Raw genomic sequence first — 20,986 nt, 5'->3', positions numbered from 1 at the left:
GCGTAGTACGGCAGGAGTTTCGAACGAGGGCAGGATCCGTGATGTCTAGCTGTACTAGCCCGCGTGCTTGCCGTGGTCCGGCCGTTCCTCCCGCGCTTGGACGCCCTGGAGGAGAAGCAACGCCATTCGCTCCTGCTGCCTGCGTTCGCGCTTGATCTCCTTGCGGAGGGCGGACAGTTCGCTTGCAGTGCGCGCCTGCTGCTCCCCGACCGTCTGCAGCTCCCGCAAACGGGCCTGCAGCTCAACGTTGGCCCGGCTCAGCTGCAATTGCTGTTCAGCCAGGACGTACTGGGTGCGGGACAGTTGTTCCTGCAATTCCTTGACGTCCGCAGTTGGCTGGGAGCGTTCCTGGGTCAGGATCCGGGCGAATTCGAGGTCAAGATCGGATCCCGAGTCCGTGCCCGGACCCTGGCCGCCCTCCTGGAGGCGACCTGGAAGGCGACGCCCGGCATTAAGGCGGCTTGCGCCGTCGTCGAACGTTCCCGCCTGAGCGGCTGGGGCGTCAGCGGCATCCAGAGTCGATGCGGCCAGGGAAGTTGTATCCAGAGTCGATGCGTCCAGGGGCTTGGCAGCATCACCGGACGCGGCCGGGACGGTTTCCTTCTCCGGCGCCGCGTCAACAGTGCGCCGCAGCGGGCGTTCCTTGATGAACAGCACAGCCAAGAGTGCCACCACACTGATGATTGCGGAGATCAGGAAGATCTGGGCGGTGGCGTCGCCGTAAGCGGCGCGCATGATGTCCGCGATGGGCGCAGGCATATCGGCCAGGTCCATGCTGGCACCGGACCCGCCACCCTGGACAGGAATACCGGCGGCGGCCATCCCTTCAACTGCCAGGTCCTTCACGTGGTTGGACATGATGGCCCCAAGGACCGACACGCCGATTGCCCCACCCACAGAGCGGAAGAATGCAACGGACGCACTGGCGGTACCGATGTCCTTGGCCTGGACTGTGTTCTGCACGGCGAGTACCAGGTTCTGCATCAGCATGCCCAGGCCGAGGCCGAACACACCGATGTAGATGGCGACGATCCAGAGTTCCGTGGTGTGGTCCATGGTGCCGGCGAAAGCGAGGCCGCCGATCAGGAGCACGGAGCCGGCGATCAGGAACCGCTTCCATTTGCCAAAGCGGCTGATCAGGATGCCCGATGCCACAGAACCAATAAGGTTGCCGGCGATCATTGGCAACGTGAGCAGCCCTGCCTCAGTCGGCGTGGCCCCACGGGCCACCTGGAAGTACTGGCCCAGGAACGTGGACGAACCAAACATGGCGATACCGACCGCGATCGACGCGATGATGGCAAGTGCCGTGGTGCGCTCGGAGATGATCTTCAGTGGAATGATCGGCTGGGCGACTTTGGTTTCCACCAGCACCAGGAGCGCCAGCAGCGCTACGCCACCGCCCACCATGAGCGCTGACTGCCAGGAGAACCAATCGTAGTAGTCCGGGTTGCCGGCGAAGGAAACCCAGATCAGGAGCAGGCTCACGCCCGAAGTCAGGAGGATGGAGCCGAGCCAGTCGATCTTGGCGGGACGCTTGACGTGCTGGATCTTCAAGGTCACCTGAAGCAGGATGAGCGCAACCACAGCCAGTGGTACGCAGACGAAGAACGTCCAGCGCCAGCCGAGCGGGCTGTCCACAATGAAGCCACCCAGCAGCGGGCCCCCGGCAGTGCCCACTGCCATCACGGCACCCATGTAGCCGGAGTACTTGCCACGATCCCGCGGCGGAATCATGGAACCGATGATTGCCTGGGCCAGGGCGGTGAGGCCACCCAATGCGATGCCTTGAATGACACGCGCGGTAAGCAGCAGCGGAATCGTCTCGGACAGGCCGGCCATGACGGAGCCCGCCACGAAAATAATGATGCTCAGCTGGACCAGGAGCTTCTTGTCGAAGAGGTCAGCAAGCTTTCCCCAGATCGGCGTCGTGGCCGCGTTCGCCAGCAAAGCGGCGGTGATGACCCAGGCGAAATCGGTCTGCGTGCCCTTGAGTTCGGACATGATGGTTGGCAGCGCGTTGGCGACAATCGTGCTGCTGAGGATCGCCGTGAAGAAGGCCGCGAGGAGACCCGTGAGGGCTTCCATGATTTGCCGATGCGTCATGGGTGCGGCGGCTGTGTCGATTCCCGGCGTATTGCGCCCGACGGCCTGCCCCGAGGCGGCATTCTGAACTGGTGTGGCCATGCGTGGCTCCTAAGCTGTGTGAGTCGTTGTAGTGGAGCCGGCCGCCGTTGCCCGGATTGAGTCCTTGAGGGACGTCGTGAGTTTGTTGATGACCTGGGAGGCCTCGAGGGCGTCAGCCTCGCTCCAATCCGCCAGGTAATCCCGCAGCCTCACACTGCGTTGTTCTTCGACCTCGCGCAGCTTCGCCGCGCCATCCTCCGTTAGGGCAAGCAGCTGGGCCCTGCCGTCCGCAGGATCAGGCCGCCTTGCGACGAAGCCAAGTTCCTCTAGTTCGGCGACATGCCTGCTCAGGACCGGAGCACTGACACCCAGGCGCGCAGCTAGTGCCGTTGCCCGGGTCTCCCCCTCGCCGATGAAGCGCATGACGCCTTGGACCGCCATCCCGACGTCGGGAACGCGGGCCATGTGGGCGGTCACCACGCAGCGCAGGGTGCGCTGGAGATCGAATATTTGATGCACAAGATCGGTTGCTGTGGCAGAACCGACGGACATGGAAAACACCCCTTTTTTGTTTGCCTAGAGCAACTATAACTCATATTGATTGCTTTGGGAAACTAAAGAAGATTGAATACGCAGTTGTTGCGGGGCCTGCTTCGCGTCCGAATCCAAGGTTTTGGGGCGCAGGGCAGGCCCTACAACGCAGTCAGCCCCCGCACGGCGTTCCGTACGGGGGCTGATTGATTTGGTTGTTTAGTGATCCGTTTAGTCGTCCAGGTGGGTGGGACCGAACATCTTCAGCAGCGTCTCAACCACGACGACGTTGGGGCCATCCGCCTCGAATGACTCCTTGAGCGCGTCCCCTACTTCCTCCGGGGAAACCCGCCGAGCCGGAACACCGAACGACTCTGCCAGCTTCACGAAGTCCGGGCGTGCCAGCTCAGTGGCCGTGGCCTTGCCGAAAGCACCCACCATGTATTCGCGGAGGATGCCGTAGCCGCCGTCGTCCACGATCAGCCAGGTGACCGGGATATTGTGCTGCTTCGCCGTGGCAAGTTCGGAGATGGAGTACATCGAGGAACCGTCACCGGAAACAGCGAGCACCCTGCCGGGCTTGCCGGCGGTTTCCAGGCCGACGGCACCTCCGATTGCCGCCGGGAAGCCGTAGCCGAGGCCACCAGCACCCTGCGCGGAATGGAACTGGCCTTCGCGGGCGTCCCAGCAGCTCCATCCCCAGTACGCGGAGATGGTCATGTCCCAGAAGGTTTGCATGTCCGCGGGGACGGCTTCACGGATATCGGCCATGAACTTCAGTTCCTTGGCCAGGTCCTGGGATTCCAGGCGTGCCTTGACTTTGGCCAGGGATTCCCTGACCACGTCCTCCGGGCTGGTGCCGTGCCAGGATCGCTTCACAGTGTCCGCGGCACCAGCTGCTGCCAGTGCCTCGTCCAAGGCTGCCAGGGCTTGGCCGGCGTCGGCCCGGATGCCCAAGCCTGGCCGGTTGGATTCGAGGACGCGCGGTTCGGCGTCGATCTGGATGATGCGGCCGCGGGGTTCGAACGTGAAGTAGTTGGACGTCACTTCACCGAGGGATGAACCGATCACTATAAGCACGTCGGCGTCTTCCAGGACATCGGTCATGTACCGGTCCTCGATCCACGACTGCAACGACAACTCGTGCTTCCACGGGAACGCACCATTGCCGCCAGGGGTGCAAATGACGGGAGCACGCAGCTGCTCGGCAATGGAGAGCAGCGACTTCTCAGCCCGGCCACGGCGCGTACCGCCGCCTGCGATGATCGCCGGACGTTCCGCCGTCGAAAGCCACTTCACGGCCTCGCGGATCAGCTCGACGCGCGGCGGGTTGTCTGCTGCCTCGGCGAGCGCGTCCTCCACCGGCGGGACCATGATCGGATCCAGCAGGACGTTCTGCGGAATCTCGATCCACACCGGACCCTGCGGCGAGGAAATCGCCTCGGTCCAGGCGTCCTGGATGGCCGACGGGATTCCCGAGGCATGCTGGATCAGGCGCTGGCTCTTGGTGACGTTCGCAGCGGAAGCCTTCTGGTCGTCCAACTGGTGCAGCATGCCCTTGCGGCGCGCACCCAGGCCCTCAAGCGGAATCTGGCTGGCAATAACCACCATCGGAACGCCGGTGGCATAAGCCTCCTGCAAACCAGCAAGGGAGGTGAGCGCACCCGGACCGGTGGACAGGAACAGCACGCCTACTTCGCCGGTGGCGCGGGAGTAACCGTCGGCCGCAAACGCCGAGTTGTTCTCGACGCGCGAAGACACGAAGTGCAGGTTCCCGCGGCCCATGGCGTCGAAGAGACCCAAAGCGTGCTGCCCGGGGATACCAAACACGGTCTTCGCACCCAACGCTTCAAGGGTCTCGACGACGAGGTCCCCACCGTTGCGCTGATCGGTACCGCGCGTTGGCGCGGCAGTGCCTGGATCGAAATCGATCATCGCGTCTCTCCCGCGGTGCCGGTTGCCTGGGCGAGTTCTGCGATGCGTGCACCGAGGGCCTGCTGGGCGTAGCCGTTGGGAGCACCGTGGCGGTCACCTTCCACGGCATTGTCCGCCATGAGGGTTACCAGTTCATAAGCAACGTGGCTGCCGGCCACGCCCGTGATTTCCGCGTGGTCATACGCAGGGGCAACTTCCACAATGTCCGCACCGACGAGGTTCATGCCACGGAATCCACGGATGATCTCAAGCAGTTCGCGGCTGGTGATGCCGCCTGCTTCAGGTGTACCGGTGCCGGGGGCGTGTGCCGGATCCAGGACGTCGATGTCCACGGAAATGTACAGCGGACGGTTTCCGACGCGGTCGCGGATCTTGGCCACCGTCTCCAGGACGCCCTGGTAGTAGACGTCAGCGGAGGTGACGATTCCGAAGCCAAAGCGGTGGTCGTCGTCGAGGTCCTTCTTGCCATACAGCGGACCGCGGGTACCCACGTGGCTGATGGCCTCCGTGTCCAGGATGCCTTCTTCCACTGCGCGGCGGAACGGCGTTCCGTGCGTGTACTCCGCCCCGAAGTAGGTGTCCCAGGTGTCCAGGTGTGCGTCGAAGTGGAGCATGGCCACTGGCTCACCGGCGCGCTCTGCTGCTGCCCTCAGGAGCGGAAGGGCGATGGTGTGGTCGCCGCCCAGGGTGACGAGCTTGCTGCCGTTGGCCGTAAGGTCCAGGGCGTTCTGCTGGATGGTCTCGATGGCCTCGTTGATGTTGAACGGGTTTACCGCCATGTCACCGGCATCCGCCACCTGGATGTTCTCGAACGGGCTGACATCCCAGGCAGGGTTGTACGGGCGCAGCAGGCGGCTGGCCTCACGCACATGGTTCGCGCCAAAGCGGGCGCCGGGGCGGTAGGAAACGCCGGAGTCAAAGGGCACGCCAACAACGGTGACGTCAGCCTTGGAGACCTGGTCAAGGCGGGGCAGGCGGGCGTAGGTGGCAGCACCGGCGTAGCGCGGGATGCGGGACGAATCGATGGGGCCAAGGTTCCCGTTGGCCTCAATACGGAGCTCTTCCAAAATGCGCCACTCCTTAGTGGATAGGTCGAGATGAATCAGTAACTGTGTGACACCCATCATACACTCAAAGTTTCCTAATAAGCATCAGCTGTTTACAAGTTCTCTTGAGGGTCGAGCCCCCATGAGATGCCGGTCACATCAGGCGTAAAGATTCCATAAAAACCGGGGTCCAGGCGCGGGAGGCGGCCATACGCTCCTTGCATGAGCAGCACACTGCTGCCCGGAAGGACAACGTGACCACCCTGACGAGGCCGCCGGCCGACCCTGCCGACCGGCACAAAAGCGCATTCCACCTCAAAACATGGCTGCTTGAAGGAATGCCGGATACCTCGGGCAAGCGGCAGGGTCCCCACGGAAAGCCTGCGGAAGCCCACAAACCGCAGGCCTGGTGGAAGGTCATGTGCCTCACGGGCTTGGACTACTTCTCAACGCTGGGCTATCAGCCAGCGATCGCGGCCCTGGCTGCGGGATTACTGTCGCCACTGGCCACGCTGCTGCTGGTCTTCGTCACCCTGGCCGGTGCACTTCCTGTATACCGTCGCGTTGCCAGGGAAAGTCCTCGGGGCGAGGGTTCCATTGCCATGCTCGAGCGCTTGCTTCCTCGATGGGGTGGCAAGTTGTTCGTCCTGGCACTCCTCGGCTTTGCGGCCACGGATTTCATGATCACCATTACCCTCTCCGCCGCCGACGCGACCGCCCACCTCATTGAGAACCCCTTTGCTCCGCACTTCCTGGAAGGCCAGCAGGTTGTCATCACGCTGGCCCTCATTGCAGGACTGGGCATCGTCTTCCTGCGGGGATTCAAGGAAGCCATCAACGTGGCCGTCGTCCTGGTTGGCGCCTTCCTGGCACTGAACCTTGTGGTCGTCATCGTCTCCATCAGCCATGCCTTCACGGAGTCCCGGGTCATCTCGGACTGGTGGACCGCACTGAACACATCCCACGGTGATCCCATCCTGATGATTGCCCTGGCGCTGCTGGTGTTCCCACGGCTGGCCCTTGGCCTCTCCGGGTTCGAGACCGGCGTCGCAGTCATGCCGCAGATCAAGGGACATCCCTCCGACACTGAAGCCAAGCCAGCCGGTCGGATCAAGGGCGCCCACAAGCTCCTGACCACCGCCGCCATCATCATGAGCTCGTTCCTCATAACATCCAGCTTCACCACCGTCATGCTGATCCCAGCCGCGGAATTCGAACCCGGCGGCAAGGCTGATGGGCGGGCCCTGGCTTTCCTCGCCCACAAATTCCTGGGCGACGGATTTGGCACGGTGTACGACGTCAGTACCATCGCTATTCTGTGGTTTGCCGGAGCCTCGGCCATGGCCGGCCTCCTGAACCTGGTCCCCAGGTACCTCCCGCGCTACGGAATGGCTCCAGCGTGGGTCCGCGCATTGCGACCACTCGTCCTGGTCTTCACGCTCATCGCCTTCATAGTGACGATTATTTTCCAAGCCGACGTCAACGCGCAGGGAGGCGCCTACGCCACGGGCGTACTCGTCTTGATCACCTCCGCCTCCATCGCTGTGACACTTTCCGCCCGGCGAAAGAAACAACGGGCACAGTTCATCGGCTTCGGGCTGGTTTCCCTGGTCTTCATCTACACCACCGTGGTCAACTCAATCGAGCGTCCGGACGGCCTGAAGATCGCCGCACTGTTCATTCTGGGCATAATGGCAGTGAGCTTTATTTCGCGGATCCGGCGTGCCTTTGAGCTCCGTGCCACGCATATCAAGATGGACCAGACCGCACTCGAATTCACTGCGAACAACGTCGACGGACCGGTCCGGATCATCGCCCATGAACCTAAACACCTAAGCGCTGGGCGGTACCGGGAGAAGCTCCAGCACGCGCAGCAGGCCAACCACCTGCCGCTGGATTGCGATGCGGTGTTCATCGAGATCATTGTTGAAGACAGCTCAGACTTCGAGCAGGAGCTCCAGGTAGTTGGCAAGAAACGGCATGGCTTCAAGATCCTGGAAGTCCACAGCAACAACGTACCCAACACCCTTGCCGCCGTCTTGCTCCACATCCGCGACGTTACGGGTTTCATGCCACACATCTACTTCCGCTGGACCGAGGGCAACCCGATCTCCAACCTCAGCAGGTTCCTGTTCTTCGGCGAAGGCGAGATCGCGCCGGTCACCCGCGAGGTATTGCGTGAGGCTGAGCCGGACATCACCCGCCGTCCATGGGTCCACGTGGGCTGACTATCCCGCGTTGCTTCCCGACTTCCGACGCGCCCCTCCCCGGTTGGTCCCCCGCCCAGCTTCGTTCCTCCCCACTTCGTCCCCTTTTGTCCCAGGCACGCCCCGGGCAAACCCTGGATTTCCAGGCCCCTCGCTTGGGCGGTGGTTTGAGATCCGGGGGCAACCGGGGAGGAGCGCGGCGGCTCGGAGCACGAACTGGGAGAGGGCGTCCATCCGGCGTTGCCCACATACGGCAAATTGGTCATTTCACGGGACACGGGAAGCGTGTGAACTGGCCCGATGGATGCCCTCCGGTACCTCCAGAAAATCGGCGGAGTTGCCCGAACCAGGCAACTGCTGGCCGCAGGCTACTCGCGCGCGGATCTCGCACGCCTTTCAAGCCAAGGGGCACGACAGCCTCGGCGGGGCGTCTTCATGCTTGGGGAACATAAACCAGAGTTGGCAGCGGCCCTCCGTCACAACGCCCACGTCTCCTGCGCCAGCGCCGCCCCGCATTATGGGCTGTGGCTACGCAAGACACCCGATCTCCACCATTTGGCCTGCAACCACGGGCACGGTCTCGGCTTCGTCAGACACAGAACCAACAGGTTCGACCCCCATCCCACTCTCCCCATTGCCGCCGTCGAGGACGTCGTGCTGCACGCAATGGCGTGCCTGGAACCACCCGCATCAACGGCAATCGCAACATCGGCGATTCGCTTGCACGGTGTGCCATTGGAACTACTGAAGGATCAGTTACGGGGAGACAGGTCGCGGCCTGTTCTCGACGCCCTCAATGAGCTGGACCTGAGTGCGGAGTCCATTGTGGAGGTCGATGCACAGCACCTGTTTCGCACTCATGGCATCGCCTTCAACTCCCAAGTAGCGATCCCTGGAATCGGGCGCGTCGACTTTCTCATTGAGGACTTCCTCATCGTGGAAGTGGACGGTTTCGCGTATCACTCAAGCAGGAAATCCCTACGGAATGACCTTGCACGGAATAATGCCTCCATGGTCAACGGATTCTTGGTGCTGAGGTATCCGCCGGAGGTCATCTGGTTTGAACCGGAGCGCGTGCTTGCAGAAATTCGGGCAGTCCTCAGCCTCCCACGCGACGCTCCTCCCCGGTTCGTGACGCAGTGAACCCGGCCAGGCCAAGGGATTCCAGGGCCCCCTCACCAAATCCGGGGAGTAAACGGCGGGCAACTGGGACGGACCGCGGAGCAGCGGGAAGGTCTAGCGGCTCGCTGCGGGCACCAGAACCCAGAGGACCTCGACGGTTTCGTCCGTGGGATTGACCCAGGTATGGGGTTCCCGGCCCGGGAAGGAGAGGGTGTCCCCTTCTTCGAGGTCGTACTCCTCGTTGGTCAGGATCAGTTTGATGCGTCCCTTCACCACATGGAGGACGTCAACATCGCAGTCAACGGCGTAGAGCTCGTTTTCACCACGACCCCGCGGTTCGATGGTGGCCTGAAGGATTTGCAGCCGCCGCTCCGATCGGGCTGTTAACAAGCGCTCCACAATGCCCTGGCCACCCAGGGAAATCCGGGGGCCGTCGTCGCGCCTGGTCAGGTGCGTTTCCGGAGCGGCAAACAAGTCTCCTACCGACACGGACAGGACCTGGCAAAGGGTTACAAGTGAAGCGACCGACGGCGAGGTCAGGTCGCGTTCGACACGGCTGAGGAAGCCTTTGGTTAGGCCTGTCGCGTCCGCCACTTGCTCGATGGTGAGTCGCTGCGCCTGGCGGGCTGCGCGGATTCTGGAACCGATAGCAACAGGAACGTTGCTTGGTTCAACGGGGAGAGCCTTCATTCACGAACCTTTCAGGCCTGTCATTGGGCCCTGTCATTGCAGCAATAGTAGCGGGACCGCGGGCCTCCGGAGCCCTTAACAGCCCGAGGATGACCAAAGCCCCTTGACTGTTACTCCCATCACAACATATCCTCATAGGCAACAAGTGTTGTCTGTGAGGCACAACACGATCCCCAATCTCCCATCATCAGCACGGAGACTTCGGCACTTCCCAGGAGTAACGTCGAAACCCCCAAACTCCGTGCACCAGCTCCAAGGAGCCACTCATGGACTCATCGTTCATAAACATCGCCATTGTGGTGGTGTACCTGCTTGCAATGCTTGCATTCGGTTGGTGGGGCAAGTCCCGCACCAAGAACAACAGCGACTTCCTGGTGGCTGGCCGCCGCCTGGGCCCCTTCCTTTACACAGGCACCATGGCCGCGGTTGTCCTTGGTGGCGCATCCACGGTCGGCGGCGTCGGCTTGGGCTACAAGTTCGGCATCTCAGGGATGTGGCTGGTAGTCGCAATCGGCTCCGGCGTCCTCCTGCTGAGCTTGCTCTTCGCTGGCACCATCCAGCGCCTGAAGATCTATACGGTTTCCCAAATGCTCAGCCTTCGCTACGGCAGCAAGGCCACGCAGACCTCCGGAATCGTGATGCTCGCCTACACCCTCATGCTCTGTGCCACGTCCACCGGCGCATACGCCACCATCTTCGTAGTCCTCTTCGACTGGGAACGCTGGATGGCGATCGCCGTCGGCGGCGCAATTGTGCTTGTTTACTCGACCATCGGTGGCATGTGGTCCATCACGCTGGCCGACCAGGTCCAGTTCATCATCAAGACCGTAGGCATCTTCTTCCTGATGCTCCCCTTCGTCATGAACGCGGCCGGAGGACTCGACGGAATCCGTGAGCGCGTCGATGCGAGCTTCTTCCAGATCGACGGCATCGGTGTCCAGACGATCATCACGTACTTCGTCGTTTACACCCTTGGACTCCTGATCGGCCAAGACATCTGGCAGCGCGTCTTCACGGCCAAGACTCCAAAGGTTGCACGCTGGGGTGGAGCTACCGCCGGCGTTTACTGCATCCTTTACGGTGTAGCCGGTGCCTTGATCGGCCTGGCCGCCCGGGTGGCGCTCCCCAACATCGATGTCGCCAACCTCGGCAAGGACGTGGTGTACGCCGAAGTGGCAACGCACATCCTGCCCATCGGCATTGGCGGCCTGGTCATGGCCGCAGCTGTTGCAGCCATGATGTCCACCGCTTCAGGTGCCCTGATTGCCGCCGCCACGGTGGCTCGCGCAGATGTTGTTCCGTTCGTCGCCAGCTGGTTCGGCAAGACCATCAACACCGACGACACCGAAAACCCTGAGCACGACGTCAAAGCCAACCGCTACTGGGTTCTGGGCCTGGGCATCGTTGCAGTGGTGATCTCCATGGCCGCGCAGGACGTGGTTGTTGCCCTCACCATTGCCTACGACATCCTGGTGGGCGGCCTCCTCGTCGCGATTCTCGGCGGCCTGGTGTGGAAGCGCGGAACCGGTATCGCCGCTGCATGGTCCATGGCAGTGGGCTCTGTATTGACCCTGGCACTGTTGATTCTGTTCGCTATTGGAGTCATTCCGAGCGTCGATGGCGTCTACGCCAACGAACCCATCTACTACGGCCTGGCGGCCTCGTTCGTGGCCTATGTCGTGATCTCCCTCCTCACGCCACCCACCGAACCCGAAGTCCGGGCCGCGTGGGACAAGCGCGTGGCCGGGGCAGTCTCGGAAGAACTGCCGCTGGAGGCCCACCCTGTCAGCAGCCACAACGCCAGCTAGCTGACGCCCAGCCCCGGGTAATGTTCGACGGCGGCGCCGCCCCTTTCCGGGGCGGCGTCGCCGTTGCGCTTTCCGTCCCGAGTCGCCGCGTTGTGGGTCCCACTCTGCGCCCCATCCACACCCCTTGGCACGCACACCAGGCCCCACAACAACCCACCCGCAGTTCTTCAGGACAGCACTCCTCCAGTACAGTGGTCCCAGCTTCAAGAGAGGTGGCGCAAAGCTCCGACTGGCCACACACCAACCCCATGTTCACGGGTGGTTCGGATGAGGAAGCGGCCCGCCCCGGACCAGAGACAACCGAGCGGGCAAGAGCACTCCCTAAAGGAGCAGTCCTTGCCGTACCAAGGTGTAGTCAGCCCAACTCAAACGACCCCCACCAAATCCGAGACGCCCACCGTTCCGGTGATTCCCGGCGTCGACCTTGTCCGTGGGACTGTGACCCTGTTCCTGAACGGTGGCCTGACCCGATTCCGGCACCCTGAAGCGCAGCTGTTGGCGCGTGCTCTTGCCCAGGCTGTGCGTCCATCGCGGTGGTGTGCATCGTCGAGGACGTTAACGGTGACTGTTGCAGCGCTGGGGCGTCCGGCCGGACTGGAGCGGCATTTCACCTTGGATGAGGAGGGCCCTGCCTAGAAGAAAAGAGTCCTAGAATTCTTCGTCTTCTTCCCCGCGGAATTCTTCGGTTTCATCCAGGGGGACAACCCGCTCGTCGTCTTCAGGGACGTCGATTTCCTCCACCCAGGGTTCGTCGACTTCCTGGTCTTCGCTGTAGTCGTAGGCGGGGTCTGACTCGATGGTCTCCCGTTCCGGGTGGTTGGCGTGCGGTTCGGTGGTGTCCATGCTGCAACCTCCGTCTGGTGGGCTGGCAAGCAGCCTGCTGACCGAGTGCGGGGAGGGCCCCCGCCCCTGTCCTTCCATCTGAGCACTGTGCCTGAAGAGGGTCAAGGCAACGGCCAACATGGACCCAAGGAAAGGCTCAAAGCAGAGGATTGCACCTTCGTAAATTAAGGCATGCCGAACATTCCAACTAAGGAATACCGGCCAAAAATCCGCGCCAATAAGCGGTACAGTGGGCGTGCAATGGGGCCGCAACTACCCCACCCAGCACAGGAGAAAAAGTGCAGAAGCACCAGGAATCCCACGGTTCGTCGAGCCCCGCTCCGGACCCCGCCCCCGGATCCGGAACACCGCCCCAACCAGCCCGGCCCACATCGGCGGACATCAGGCGGTGGCGTCAATACCTGGCCGACGAGCGAGCCGAAGCCGCCGTCTACCGGGAACTCGCCCAGCGTCGTGACGGCGAAGAACGCCAGATCCTGCTCGCCTTGGCCGAGGCAGAAGGAAGGCACGAGGCACACTGGCTCAAGCTCCTCGGAGAGCACGCTGGAATGCCGAAGGGGGCGTCCACCCGGAGCCAGCTACTTGGCTTCCTGGCCCGGCACTTCGGTTCGGTGTTCGTGCTCGCCCTGGCCCAGCGTGCGGAAGGCCGTTCCCCCTACGGTGCAGAACCCGCTGCCACTGCGGCCATGGTTGCCGACGAACAAATCCACGAAGAAGTTGTCAGGGGCCTTGCCACCCGTGGACGCAACAGGCTCTCCGGTACCTTCCGCGCTGCCGTTTTTGGGGCCAACGACGGCTTGGTGAGCAACCTTTCACTGGTCATGGGTATGGCCGCAACGGGCGTTCCCAGCCCGGTGGTCCTTATGAGCGGTGTTGCCGGATTGCTGGCCGGGGCCCTGTCCATGGGTGCCGGCGAGTACGTTTCGGTCCGCTCGCAACGGGAGTTGCTTAACGCCACGCTACCCACGCAGGCTACCCTCACGGCCGCCCCTTCTTTGGACATCGAACACAATGAGCTCGTGCTGGTGTACCTGGCCCGCGGCATGACCCGTGAGGCCGCCGAGCACCGTGCCGCCGAGCGCATGGGACTCTTCAGCTGCGACTGCGATCCCAGCCTCTCCTTGCAACCGGAGAAGGAGCAGCCCGCCGATGACCACGAAATGGTCGGCTCTGCCTGGGGTGCTGCGATGTCCAGCTTCTGCTTCTTCGCCTCGGGTGCGATCGTGCCCATCCTTCCGTTTATCTTCGGCATGACGGGTGTGGCGGCACTGACAGTAGCCGGTGTTCTGGTGGGCATCGCGCTCCTGGCGACTGGCGCCGTCGTCGGGCTGTTGTCCGGGACCTCACCGCTGAGCCGTGGCTTGCGGCAGCTGGCGATCGGCCTGGGTGCCGCGGCCGCCACTTATGGGCTAGGCCTCGCGTTCGGAACGTTGATCGTCTAGGCGGTAATGTTGGTTCGTCCTCCGCGCAGCCCCGCGTGACCGGGGCGTAGGGAATGGAGAACCGTGGATTCGGAGCAGCCGCCGTTGCGCGCGCCAAAACACCGTCGTGCGGGCACAACGCTGCGAATTCTTCGCGGCGTCCTCATGGCTGGTGTCGCCGCCGTCGTGGCTGTCCTTGTCAGCGGTTTGCTCCACGGCGATCCGCGAATCATCGGGCTGTTTCCGGGTGTGGCCCTGCCCAATTCGCCCAAAAGCGAGCCGATCGAGCAGACCCCGGCCCGGGCCCTGGACGCGCCGCCTCCAGGAATCGACGAGGCGGACGCCCCGCTGGCATCGCCGCCGCCCCCAGCCAGCGCCAGCGATTCGTACAAGTTCCTGGCAACCAACGACGACGGCACTCCGGTTGGGTACTCACCGTGCCGTCCCCTGCACTACGTCGTGAATGCCGCTACCGCACCGGAGGGTACGGATGCCCTGCTTGCCACCGCAATCGCCAATATCTCCGCGGCATCCGGAATCCAGTTCATCAACGATGGCAGCACCGATGAGTTGCCTACCGCTAAACGCGAACCGTACCAACCGTCCAAGTACGGTGACCGGTGGGCACCCTTGCTGATTTCGTGGACCACTCCCGAGACGGCTCCGGCGCTGGCCGACACCGTCATCGGTACGGGCGGCAGCACCATGTACTCACTCAACAATGGTCCCAAGAGCTACATCACGGGCAGCCTGGAGCTCGACACCCCGCAAGTGGCTGAACTTCTGGCCGAGGAAGGCGGTTCGGACTACGTGCTGGCAGTCATGCAGCACGAACTGGGGCACGTCATGGGTCTGGATCATGTCGGTGATCCGGTTCAGCTTATGTACCCGGAGATCGGCGCCCCTGACGGATTGGCTGCCGGCGACCTGAACGGTCTTCACCTCCTGGCCTCGGCTCCTTGCCGCAAGGACATCTGAAGCAGCGCAGCTTCTCATGAATCGCCATGGACTCGCGGCCCCATGGGCTCTATCCTGACGGAAGCGGCCGACGGCGGCGCCCCACCGTCCGAGTGGGCCGTCCCGTGAGGGGGTTCGATGGAACCTTATGGGTCGCCAGAGTGGCCAGACCCCTATCCCCCGCCGCCTTACCAGCAGCACGCCAAGCCGCCGCCCCGGCCCCCCATCAAGCACAGCAGCATCGCGGCCATCCTGTTCCTGTTTGGCGTTCTCGGTTTGGTCTGCGCCAGCGCATATTTCAGCGGCGAACTGCAACAGTTCTGGTCCGATTCCACGACGCAGAGCCAAGCGCCGCGGCCCGGGCTGGTTCCCTTTGGCCAACGTCAGGATCCGCTGCCCGGCTTCGAGGAAGCCGACGCACCCCTGGGCACGCCGGCGCCGTTGCAGCGGACCAGCACTTCCTACAAATTCCTGGCCGTCAAGGAGGACGGAACTCCCCTGGCATACTCCCCTTGCAGGCCGATCCACTACGTGGTCAACGCAGATCTGGCCCCAACGAGCTGGTATTCCATGGTGGAGGACGCCGTTCGGCAGGCCAGCCTCGCCTCCGGACTGCAGTTCATTTATGACGGTCCGACGTCCGAAATCCCCACGAGCAACAGGGCCGGCTACCAGCCCACCACCTACGGTGACCGCTGGGCGCCTGTGCTGATTGCCTGGACCACGCCGGAGCAGGTGCCGCGGCTGACCGGACAAACAGTGGGCTTGGGCGGAAGTTCCTCCATCGGCCTCAGCAACGGCTACAAGGCCTACGTGACCGGCTCGGTATCGTTGGATGCACCGCAGTTTGCCGGGATCATGGACTCACCCCAGGGCAAGGAAGTGGGCACGGCCGTGATCATGCACGAACTCGGACACGTTCTAGGTTTGGACCATGTGGATGACCCCCGCCAGCTGATGTACGACCAAGCCTCGTGGGTTCGCGAATACGCCGCCGGGGACAAGACGGGCCTTGCCCAGCTGGGCTCGGGCCCCTGCAGCAAAGACTTCTAGCCCCTGCAGCAAGGACTTCTAACCCGCGGCCACCACTGCGAGCGCGTCCTCCACAGTATCCACCAGGAAAATCCTGTCTGCCATGGGCCTCCCGGCCGCGAGGCTCCGCAGCATGGCCCATGCCGGGTAAGTGTGTTCCCAATGGTCGCGGCCTACCAGGACCATGGGAGTGATGGTTTCGGGGGCTCCGTAATAGTTTTCGCAGGCGTCCTGGAAGATCTCCTGCACGGTTCCGGCAGAACCGGGCAGGAACACGATCCCGCCGTTGCATAGCTCCAGGAGGATCGCTTCCCGGATCGCGTTGGCGAAGTACTTGGCGATGTGGGTGGCGAACAGGTTTGGTGGTTCGTGGCCGTAGAACCAGGTGGGTATGCCCAGCGTCGCTGCGCCTTCTGGGTAACGTTCGACGACGGCGGCTGCTCGCCGCGCCCAAGCCGTCACCGAGGGCCTGAACCCCGGTATGGAAGCCAGCGTTTCCAGCGCTGCGGTGGAATCGGCGTCGGGCAGTCCGCTGAGGTAGGCACCCATGTTGGCCGCTTCCATCGCGCCGGGGCCACCGCCGGTTGCCACTGTGAATCCGGCTTGCGCCAGCAAGCGACCCAGCCGCGCGGCGTCGGCGAATTCCTTGGTTCCGCGCTGCGCGGCGTGTCCGCCCATGACGCCCACGAGTTTGGTACCTGCCAGGTCACCGTCTTGCAGCAGTTCGTCCAGGGCGTCGCCGATCGCGTGGTCGTGGAGGGCTGCGGCGAGCGTTGCGTCAAGGCTTGCCCGCTTTCCCGGAAGGATGCTCCACTGGTAAATCCTCGCGTCCAGGGTGGCTTCATACTCGGTAGTGGAAATGTCCTCGTAGAGTTCGCTGGCCGTGTAGAGAGTGCCGCGATACGGGTTGAAGGGCACGCCCCGCATCTTGGGGAAGATGAGGGCGCCCCGGCTTCGCAGGCTCTCCTCGATGCCGTCGTCGAAAGTGCATCCCAGGAAGATCGCGCCCTGCGGGTCCATCATTTTCAGTTCCCGCGAACGTCCGCGAAGATCCAGCGACTGCGCATGCCAGCCGTGCATGGATCCCGCCCCGGAGGTAACCAGTTGGTCGAAATGGACGATGCTTTCGACGTCGAGCGTCCGTGGACTTGGGTTCAAGGCACCGGAGGGATTCATGGCATCAGCGTAGTGGTGCTCAACGGCTTGAGTCCCGTTTACGCGTAGGGCGATGTTCCGTTGCATGATGAAGCATGAAGACTTCAGATGAGGGCGGCGCTGGCGCCCGGCCGCGTATCGGAGTTCCGATTCGCCTTAGCAGCTCGGACAATCCCGACGCCCGCGTGGGCGAAGCCAACCAACTGTTCACCCTTATTGTGGATTTGCTCCGTGAAGCGGGCGCGCAGCCCGTGTTGCTGACCCCCGTTTCCGCTGATAGCGCCGGGCGTCTGGCCTCCGTCATGAAAACGCTCGACGGCGTGCTGCTGCCCGGTGGCGGGGACCTGGAACCGCGTCTTTATGGCCAGGATCCGGAGGAATCGGTGTATGACGTCAACCCGGAACAGGACCACCTGGACATCGACGTCGCCCGGGCCACGATCGACGCCGGCCTTCCGCTGCTGGGGATCTGCCGCGGCCACCAGTTGTTGAACGTGCTGTACGGCGGGACGTTGATCCAGGACATGGCACCGTCGGCCGTCAACCACAACGGATTGAATCCCGACGATCCCACGGCCAGTGAGTGGGCATGGCATGACGTTGTACTTGCACCAGGATCGAAGACCGCCGCGCTCTATGGCGCCCCGGACGGGACCTCCATCAAGATCGCCTCGGGGCATCACCAGGCGGTGGCCAGGGTGGGTGAAGGCCTGGTGGTCACGGCGATCGCCGACGACGGCACGGTGGAAGCGCTTGAAGATCCTTCCCGTTGGGTTGCCTCGGTGCAGTGGCATCCGGAAGCGTCCCAGCTTCCCGATAACCAGCGACTGGCGCCTTTTAAAGCGTTCGTGGAAGTGTGCCGGAACCCTACCCAGGCGGGCCCCGGAGGAGTACAGTAACGCTCACTGCATCGCTTTCAGCTCAGCTGAAAGCCCGGCAAGCGCATAACTCCATTCGAATGACGTCCCGTGGGCGTCGTAAGTTTGCCGGCTGGGGGGCCCAACATCTGCTCAAAGGGGCATGGTTGTGGACCGTCCAAAATACGTCCGCCGTCCGGATCGGCAACCCCATTTCTTCAGCTTCCTAAGCTTGATCCTTGCTCCGGCTTTGGCTTTCGCGGGACTCGTCGCATTTTCCATCGCCCCTGCGTCGGCGGCCGTTCCGCCGTGCGCAGGAACCGGCGGGGCCATGCAGATAGTGGCTCACACGGACGATGACCTGCTTTTCCTCAGCCCGGACTTCATGAGGGACATCCAGGCCAAACGCTGCGTCCAAACGGTGTTCACCACCGCGGGCGAGGCCGGTGAGGGGGCTGCGTACTGGAAGAGCCTGGAAGCTGGAATCAGGGCCAGCTACTCCAAGATGGCAGGAGTGTCTGATTCGTGGACCACCTCCGACGCAGGGGTTCCCAACCGCCCACTGACAATGCAAACCCTCAATGGCGCACCCAACATCTCGGTGGTCTTCATGCGGCTGCCCGATGGTTTCCCGAACGGTGACGGCAGTGCAGCGTATAACGACCAGAGCATCCTCAAACTCTGGGATGGACGGCTTTCCTCCATCAGGCCCGTGGATAACGCAGCCACGTTCACAAAGTCCCAGTTCCAAACTGCCTTGAATCGGCTGGTTGCCAACTTCCAACCGACCACGTTCCGCACACAGGACTGGACCGGCAACTTCAACAGTCCCTACGACCACAGCGACCATTGGGCGACCGCCAAATTCGCCCAACTGGCTACGCGCAGCTACACCGGCCCCCATACGTCCCTGGCCTACGACGCATATGTGATTGACGAGTACCCCCAGAATGTGACGGGTGCCGAACTCACCACCAAGGTGGACACCTTCGTGCGGTTCGCGGATTTCGACATGTATATCTGCAGCAGTCCTGGCGAAGGATGTCCCGATTCCCCCTACGATGAGTGGCTGAAACGGCAATACATCACGGCCATCGAGTGGGTGGGAAACGCCGCTAAGTCGGCAGGGACCACCGTCACGGCGTCATCCCAGAAAGCAACCGCCCAGAGCCCGGAGAAAGCCCGGGACGGGTATGCGTGGGGCGCCCCCATGGACGCAAAGCGTGAATGGGTGACGGCCGGCGAAAAGGCGGGCAGTTGGATTCAGTATGACTTCTCCCCTACAAGGACCATCAACTCGGTGACCTTGTTCGACCGGCCGCTCCTCACTGACCAAGTGACCGGAGGGAACCTGCTGTTCTCGGATGGAAGCACGGTGACAGTCCCAGCGCTTCCCAACAACGGTTCCGGACTCACCATCAACTTCCCTGCGAAGACCGTGAGTTCGGTGCGTATGAACATCACCTCAGTCAGCTCCACCACCACCAACGCCGGTTTGGCCGAGTTCGAGGCCTACCTGGGAACGGACAACGTTGCCCCCGTGGTCACTGCGACGCCTCCGGGTGGAACATACGCGGTGGGCCAGTCCATCACCCTCACCGCCAATGAGACGGCGACGATCTACTACACCACGGACGGCAGCAACCCCACGACGGCGAGCAGCAAGTACGCCAGTCCGATCCCGCTCAATGGCCCGATGACGCTGAAGTACTTTGCCGTTGACGGCGCCAACAATTCATCGGCCGTGGCCACCCAGACGTACTCCACGGGCCCGGATATCACCAAGCCAGTGGTGACAGCCAACCCTGTAGGCGGGGCGTACGCTGCGGGCACCACGATCACCCTATCTGCCAACGAGCCAGCCGAAATCCGCTACACGACAGACGGCACAGATCCCCTTACAGCCGGCCTGCTGTATTCCGCGCCAATTACGTTCAATGGGCCAGGTCCCATGACCCTGAAGTACTTCGCGAAGGATACGGCTGGAAATACCTCCGACGTCGCAACGCAGACCTACTCGATTCCGCCGGACACGACGGCTCCAGTGGTGACGGCCAATCCCACCGGACGGGCACTGGCCAGCGGCGCCACGATCACGTTGACAGCCAACGAGACTGGGGCGGCCATTTACTACACCACCGACGGCAGCACCCCCACGGCCACCGAATCTGCTTCCAATATCAAGTACTCCACCCCGATCGTGATGGGCAACTCCACCCTGACGTTGAAATACATAGGCGTGGACACGGCGGGCAACACGTCGTCCGTCGGTACCCAGACGTACACCGTTCCCGTAGCCGGACCGCCGTCGGCCCATGACTTCAACGACGACGGCCGCGCCGACGTCCTGGCGGCTGACACCGCCGGCAACCTGTACCTGTACCCGGGCAACGGCGCGGGCGGGCTCTCCCCCAGGCAGCTCGCTTTGGCTGCGCCTGCCTGGTCATCCAACACGGACACCATCACCCCCGGCGACTTCAACAGCGACGGGAAGCCCGACCTCCTGGCACGATCCGGGGACGTCCTGTGGTTCTACCCCGGCGACGGCGCTGGCAGCTTTGGCGCACGGAAGCAGGTCAGCACCGGTTGGAGCACCATGACACAGCTCTTCTCCCCAGGGGATTTCAGCGGTGACGGAATTCCCGATTTCATGGGACGGCGCAGCAACGGCGACCTCCGTTTGTATGAAGGAAATGGTGCTGGAGGACAGCGGACTCCCTACACCGTGGGCTGGGGTTGGGGCGTCATGAACGCCATCTTCAGCACTGGCGATTTCAACAGTGATGGCAAGGCAGATGTACTGGCGCGGCGCACTGATACAGGCGCATTATGGCTATATCCGGGCAATGGTTCCGGGGGCTGGTTGCAATGGACGCAGATCGGGACGGGCTGGGGAACCCGCACTGCGTTGGCCGGGCCACGGGACCTTGACGGCGACGGCAAGAACGACGTCGTAGGCCGCATCGGAGACACTTTGTGGCTCTATCCCGGATCGGGAAGCGGAACGCTCAGCAACGTTCCGCCCGTTAGCCTCGGCTCGGGTTGGCAGGCCATGAAGGTCATCGCGTGATCAGCCCCCTCTACCTGGCGCGGGTCGGAGTTTTCCCCCAGACTCATCCGGCCCGCGTCAGCTATGTCCGATCCTCTCTCACATCGAAGCCCTTTTCGGCCGTTCTGCTCTCACATCGAAGCCCTTTCTGACCGGTCTTCTCTCACATCGAAGCCCTTTCTGACCGGTCTTATCTCACGTCGAGG

16 protein-coding genes and 1 riboswitch are annotated in these 20,986 nt (G+C 62.9%); of the genes, 9 read left to right on the top strand and 7 right to left on the bottom strand.

The features are described 5' to 3' along the window. Positions 1-54: 54 nt before the first annotated feature. From KSW38_RS16955 to speB, 4 genes are all read right to left on the bottom strand, one after another. Positions 55-2,187 (bottom strand): MFS transporter, encoded by a 2,133-nt coding sequence (locus KSW38_RS16955; protein WP_216926095.1) that lies wholly within the window; start codon positions 2,185-2,187, stop codon positions 55-57. 9 nt (positions 2,188-2,196) lie between these two features. After that, the gene (locus KSW38_RS16950; RefSeq protein WP_216926094.1) at positions 2,197-2,679 is read right to left on the bottom strand and encodes a MarR family winged helix-turn-helix transcriptional regulator; all 483 of its coding nucleotides are present in this window, start codon (positions 2,677-2,679) and stop codon (positions 2,197-2,199) included. 210 nt (positions 2,680-2,889) lie between these two features. Then, complete coding sequence (locus tag KSW38_RS16945) at positions 2,890-4,593, bottom strand: thiamine pyrophosphate-binding protein (protein ID WP_216926093.1); 1,704 nt, start codon at positions 4,591-4,593, stop codon at positions 2,890-2,892. Further along, complete coding sequence (speB, locus tag KSW38_RS16940; protein WP_216926092.1) at positions 4,590-5,660, bottom strand: agmatinase; 1,071 nt, start codon at positions 5,658-5,660, stop codon at positions 4,590-4,592. The genes KSW38_RS16945 and speB overlap by 4 nt, the downstream gene beginning before the upstream one ends. 233 nt (positions 5,661-5,893) lie before the next feature. On the opposite strand from speB, the gene KSW38_RS16935 reads away from it, so the two are divergent. Both KSW38_RS16935 and KSW38_RS16930 read left to right on the top strand, forming a co-directional pair. Then, on the top strand, positions 5,894-7,867 hold the full coding sequence (locus KSW38_RS16935) for an APC family permease (protein WP_216926091.1): 1,974 nt from the start codon (positions 5,894-5,896) through the stop codon (positions 7,865-7,867). Between the two features lie 279 nt (positions 7,868-8,146). Continuing rightward, complete coding sequence (locus KSW38_RS16930; RefSeq protein WP_216926090.1) at positions 8,147-8,989, top strand: type IV toxin-antitoxin system AbiEi family antitoxin domain-containing protein; 843 nt, start codon at positions 8,147-8,149, stop codon at positions 8,987-8,989. A gap of 93 nt (positions 8,990-9,082) precedes the next feature. On the opposite strand, the gene KSW38_RS16925 is transcribed toward KSW38_RS16930, so the two are convergent. Continuing rightward, entirely contained in the window at positions 9,083-9,658 is a 576-nt protein-coding gene (locus tag KSW38_RS16925; protein WP_017197669.1) for a helix-turn-helix domain-containing protein, read from the bottom strand. A 266-nt stretch (positions 9,659-9,924) separates the two neighbouring features. On the opposite strand from KSW38_RS16925, the gene KSW38_RS16920 reads away from it, so the two are divergent. Then, positions 9,925-11,466 carry a sodium:solute symporter family protein gene (locus tag KSW38_RS16920; RefSeq protein ID WP_216926089.1) on the top strand — a complete coding sequence of 514 codons (1,542 nt, stop codon included), beginning with the start codon at positions 9,925-9,927 and terminating at the stop codon, positions 11,464-11,466. Between the two features lie 201 nt (positions 11,467-11,667). After that, positions 11,668-11,787: riboswitch (SAM riboswitch) on the top strand. Between the two features lie 15 nt (positions 11,788-11,802). After that, complete coding sequence (locus tag KSW38_RS16915; protein WP_216926088.1) at positions 11,803-12,102, top strand: hypothetical protein; 300 nt, start codon at positions 11,803-11,805, stop codon at positions 12,100-12,102. Between the two features lie 12 nt (positions 12,103-12,114). Here KSW38_RS16915 and KSW38_RS16910 read toward each other — a convergent pair whose 3' ends face one another. Then, a complete protein-coding gene (locus tag KSW38_RS16910) occupies positions 12,115-12,309 on the bottom strand; it encodes a hypothetical protein (protein WP_216926087.1) in 195 nt (64 codons plus the stop codon). Positions 12,310-12,587: 278 nt separating this feature from the next. Here KSW38_RS16910 and KSW38_RS16905 point away from each other — a divergent pair, with 278 nt between their 5' ends. The 3 genes from KSW38_RS16905 (at position 12,588) to KSW38_RS16895 (ending at position 15,740) form a co-directional block, all read left to right on the top strand. Continuing rightward, on the top strand, positions 12,588-13,751 hold the full coding sequence (locus KSW38_RS16905) for a VIT1/CCC1 transporter family protein (protein ID WP_216926086.1): 1,164 nt from the start codon (positions 12,588-12,590) through the stop codon (positions 13,749-13,751). Positions 13,752-13,871: 120 nt separating this feature from the next. Next, the gene (locus tag KSW38_RS16900; protein ID WP_216926176.1) at positions 13,872-14,708 is read left to right on the top strand and encodes a matrixin family metalloprotease; all 837 of its coding nucleotides are present in this window, start codon (positions 13,872-13,874) and stop codon (positions 14,706-14,708) included. Between the two features lie 117 nt (positions 14,709-14,825). Next, positions 14,826-15,740, top strand: a complete 915-nt coding sequence (locus KSW38_RS16895; protein WP_216926085.1) for a matrixin family metalloprotease — start codon at positions 14,826-14,828, stop codon at positions 15,738-15,740. 18 nt (positions 15,741-15,758) lie between these two features. Here KSW38_RS16895 and KSW38_RS16890 read toward each other — a convergent pair whose 3' ends face one another. Beyond that, the gene (locus KSW38_RS16890) at positions 15,759-16,895 is read right to left on the bottom strand and encodes an LOG family protein (protein ID WP_216926175.1); all 1,137 of its coding nucleotides are present in this window, start codon (positions 16,893-16,895) and stop codon (positions 15,759-15,761) included. Between the two features lie 74 nt (positions 16,896-16,969). Here KSW38_RS16890 and KSW38_RS16885 point away from each other — a divergent pair, with 74 nt between their 5' ends. Together KSW38_RS16885 and KSW38_RS16880 are read left to right on the top strand one after the other, a co-directional pair. Continuing rightward, on the top strand, positions 16,970-17,773 hold the full coding sequence (locus tag KSW38_RS16885; RefSeq protein WP_216926084.1) for a gamma-glutamyl-gamma-aminobutyrate hydrolase family protein: 804 nt from the start codon (positions 16,970-16,972) through the stop codon (positions 17,771-17,773). A gap of 127 nt (positions 17,774-17,900) precedes the next feature. Next, positions 17,901-20,801: a chitobiase/beta-hexosaminidase C-terminal domain-containing protein gene (locus KSW38_RS16880; RefSeq protein WP_428982404.1), complete on the top strand. Its 2,901-nt coding sequence runs from the start codon at positions 17,901-17,903 to the stop codon at positions 20,799-20,801. Positions 20,802-20,986: the final 185 nt, after the last annotated feature.

Source organism: Paenarthrobacter aromaticivorans, from assembly GCF_019038615.1.
Classification (GTDB): Bacteria; Actinomycetota; Actinomycetes; order Actinomycetales; family Micrococcaceae; genus Arthrobacter; species Arthrobacter aromaticivorans.
The sequence above is the reverse complement of the archived record's forward strand: the minus strand, read 5'-3'. Positions and strand labels throughout refer to the sequence as shown.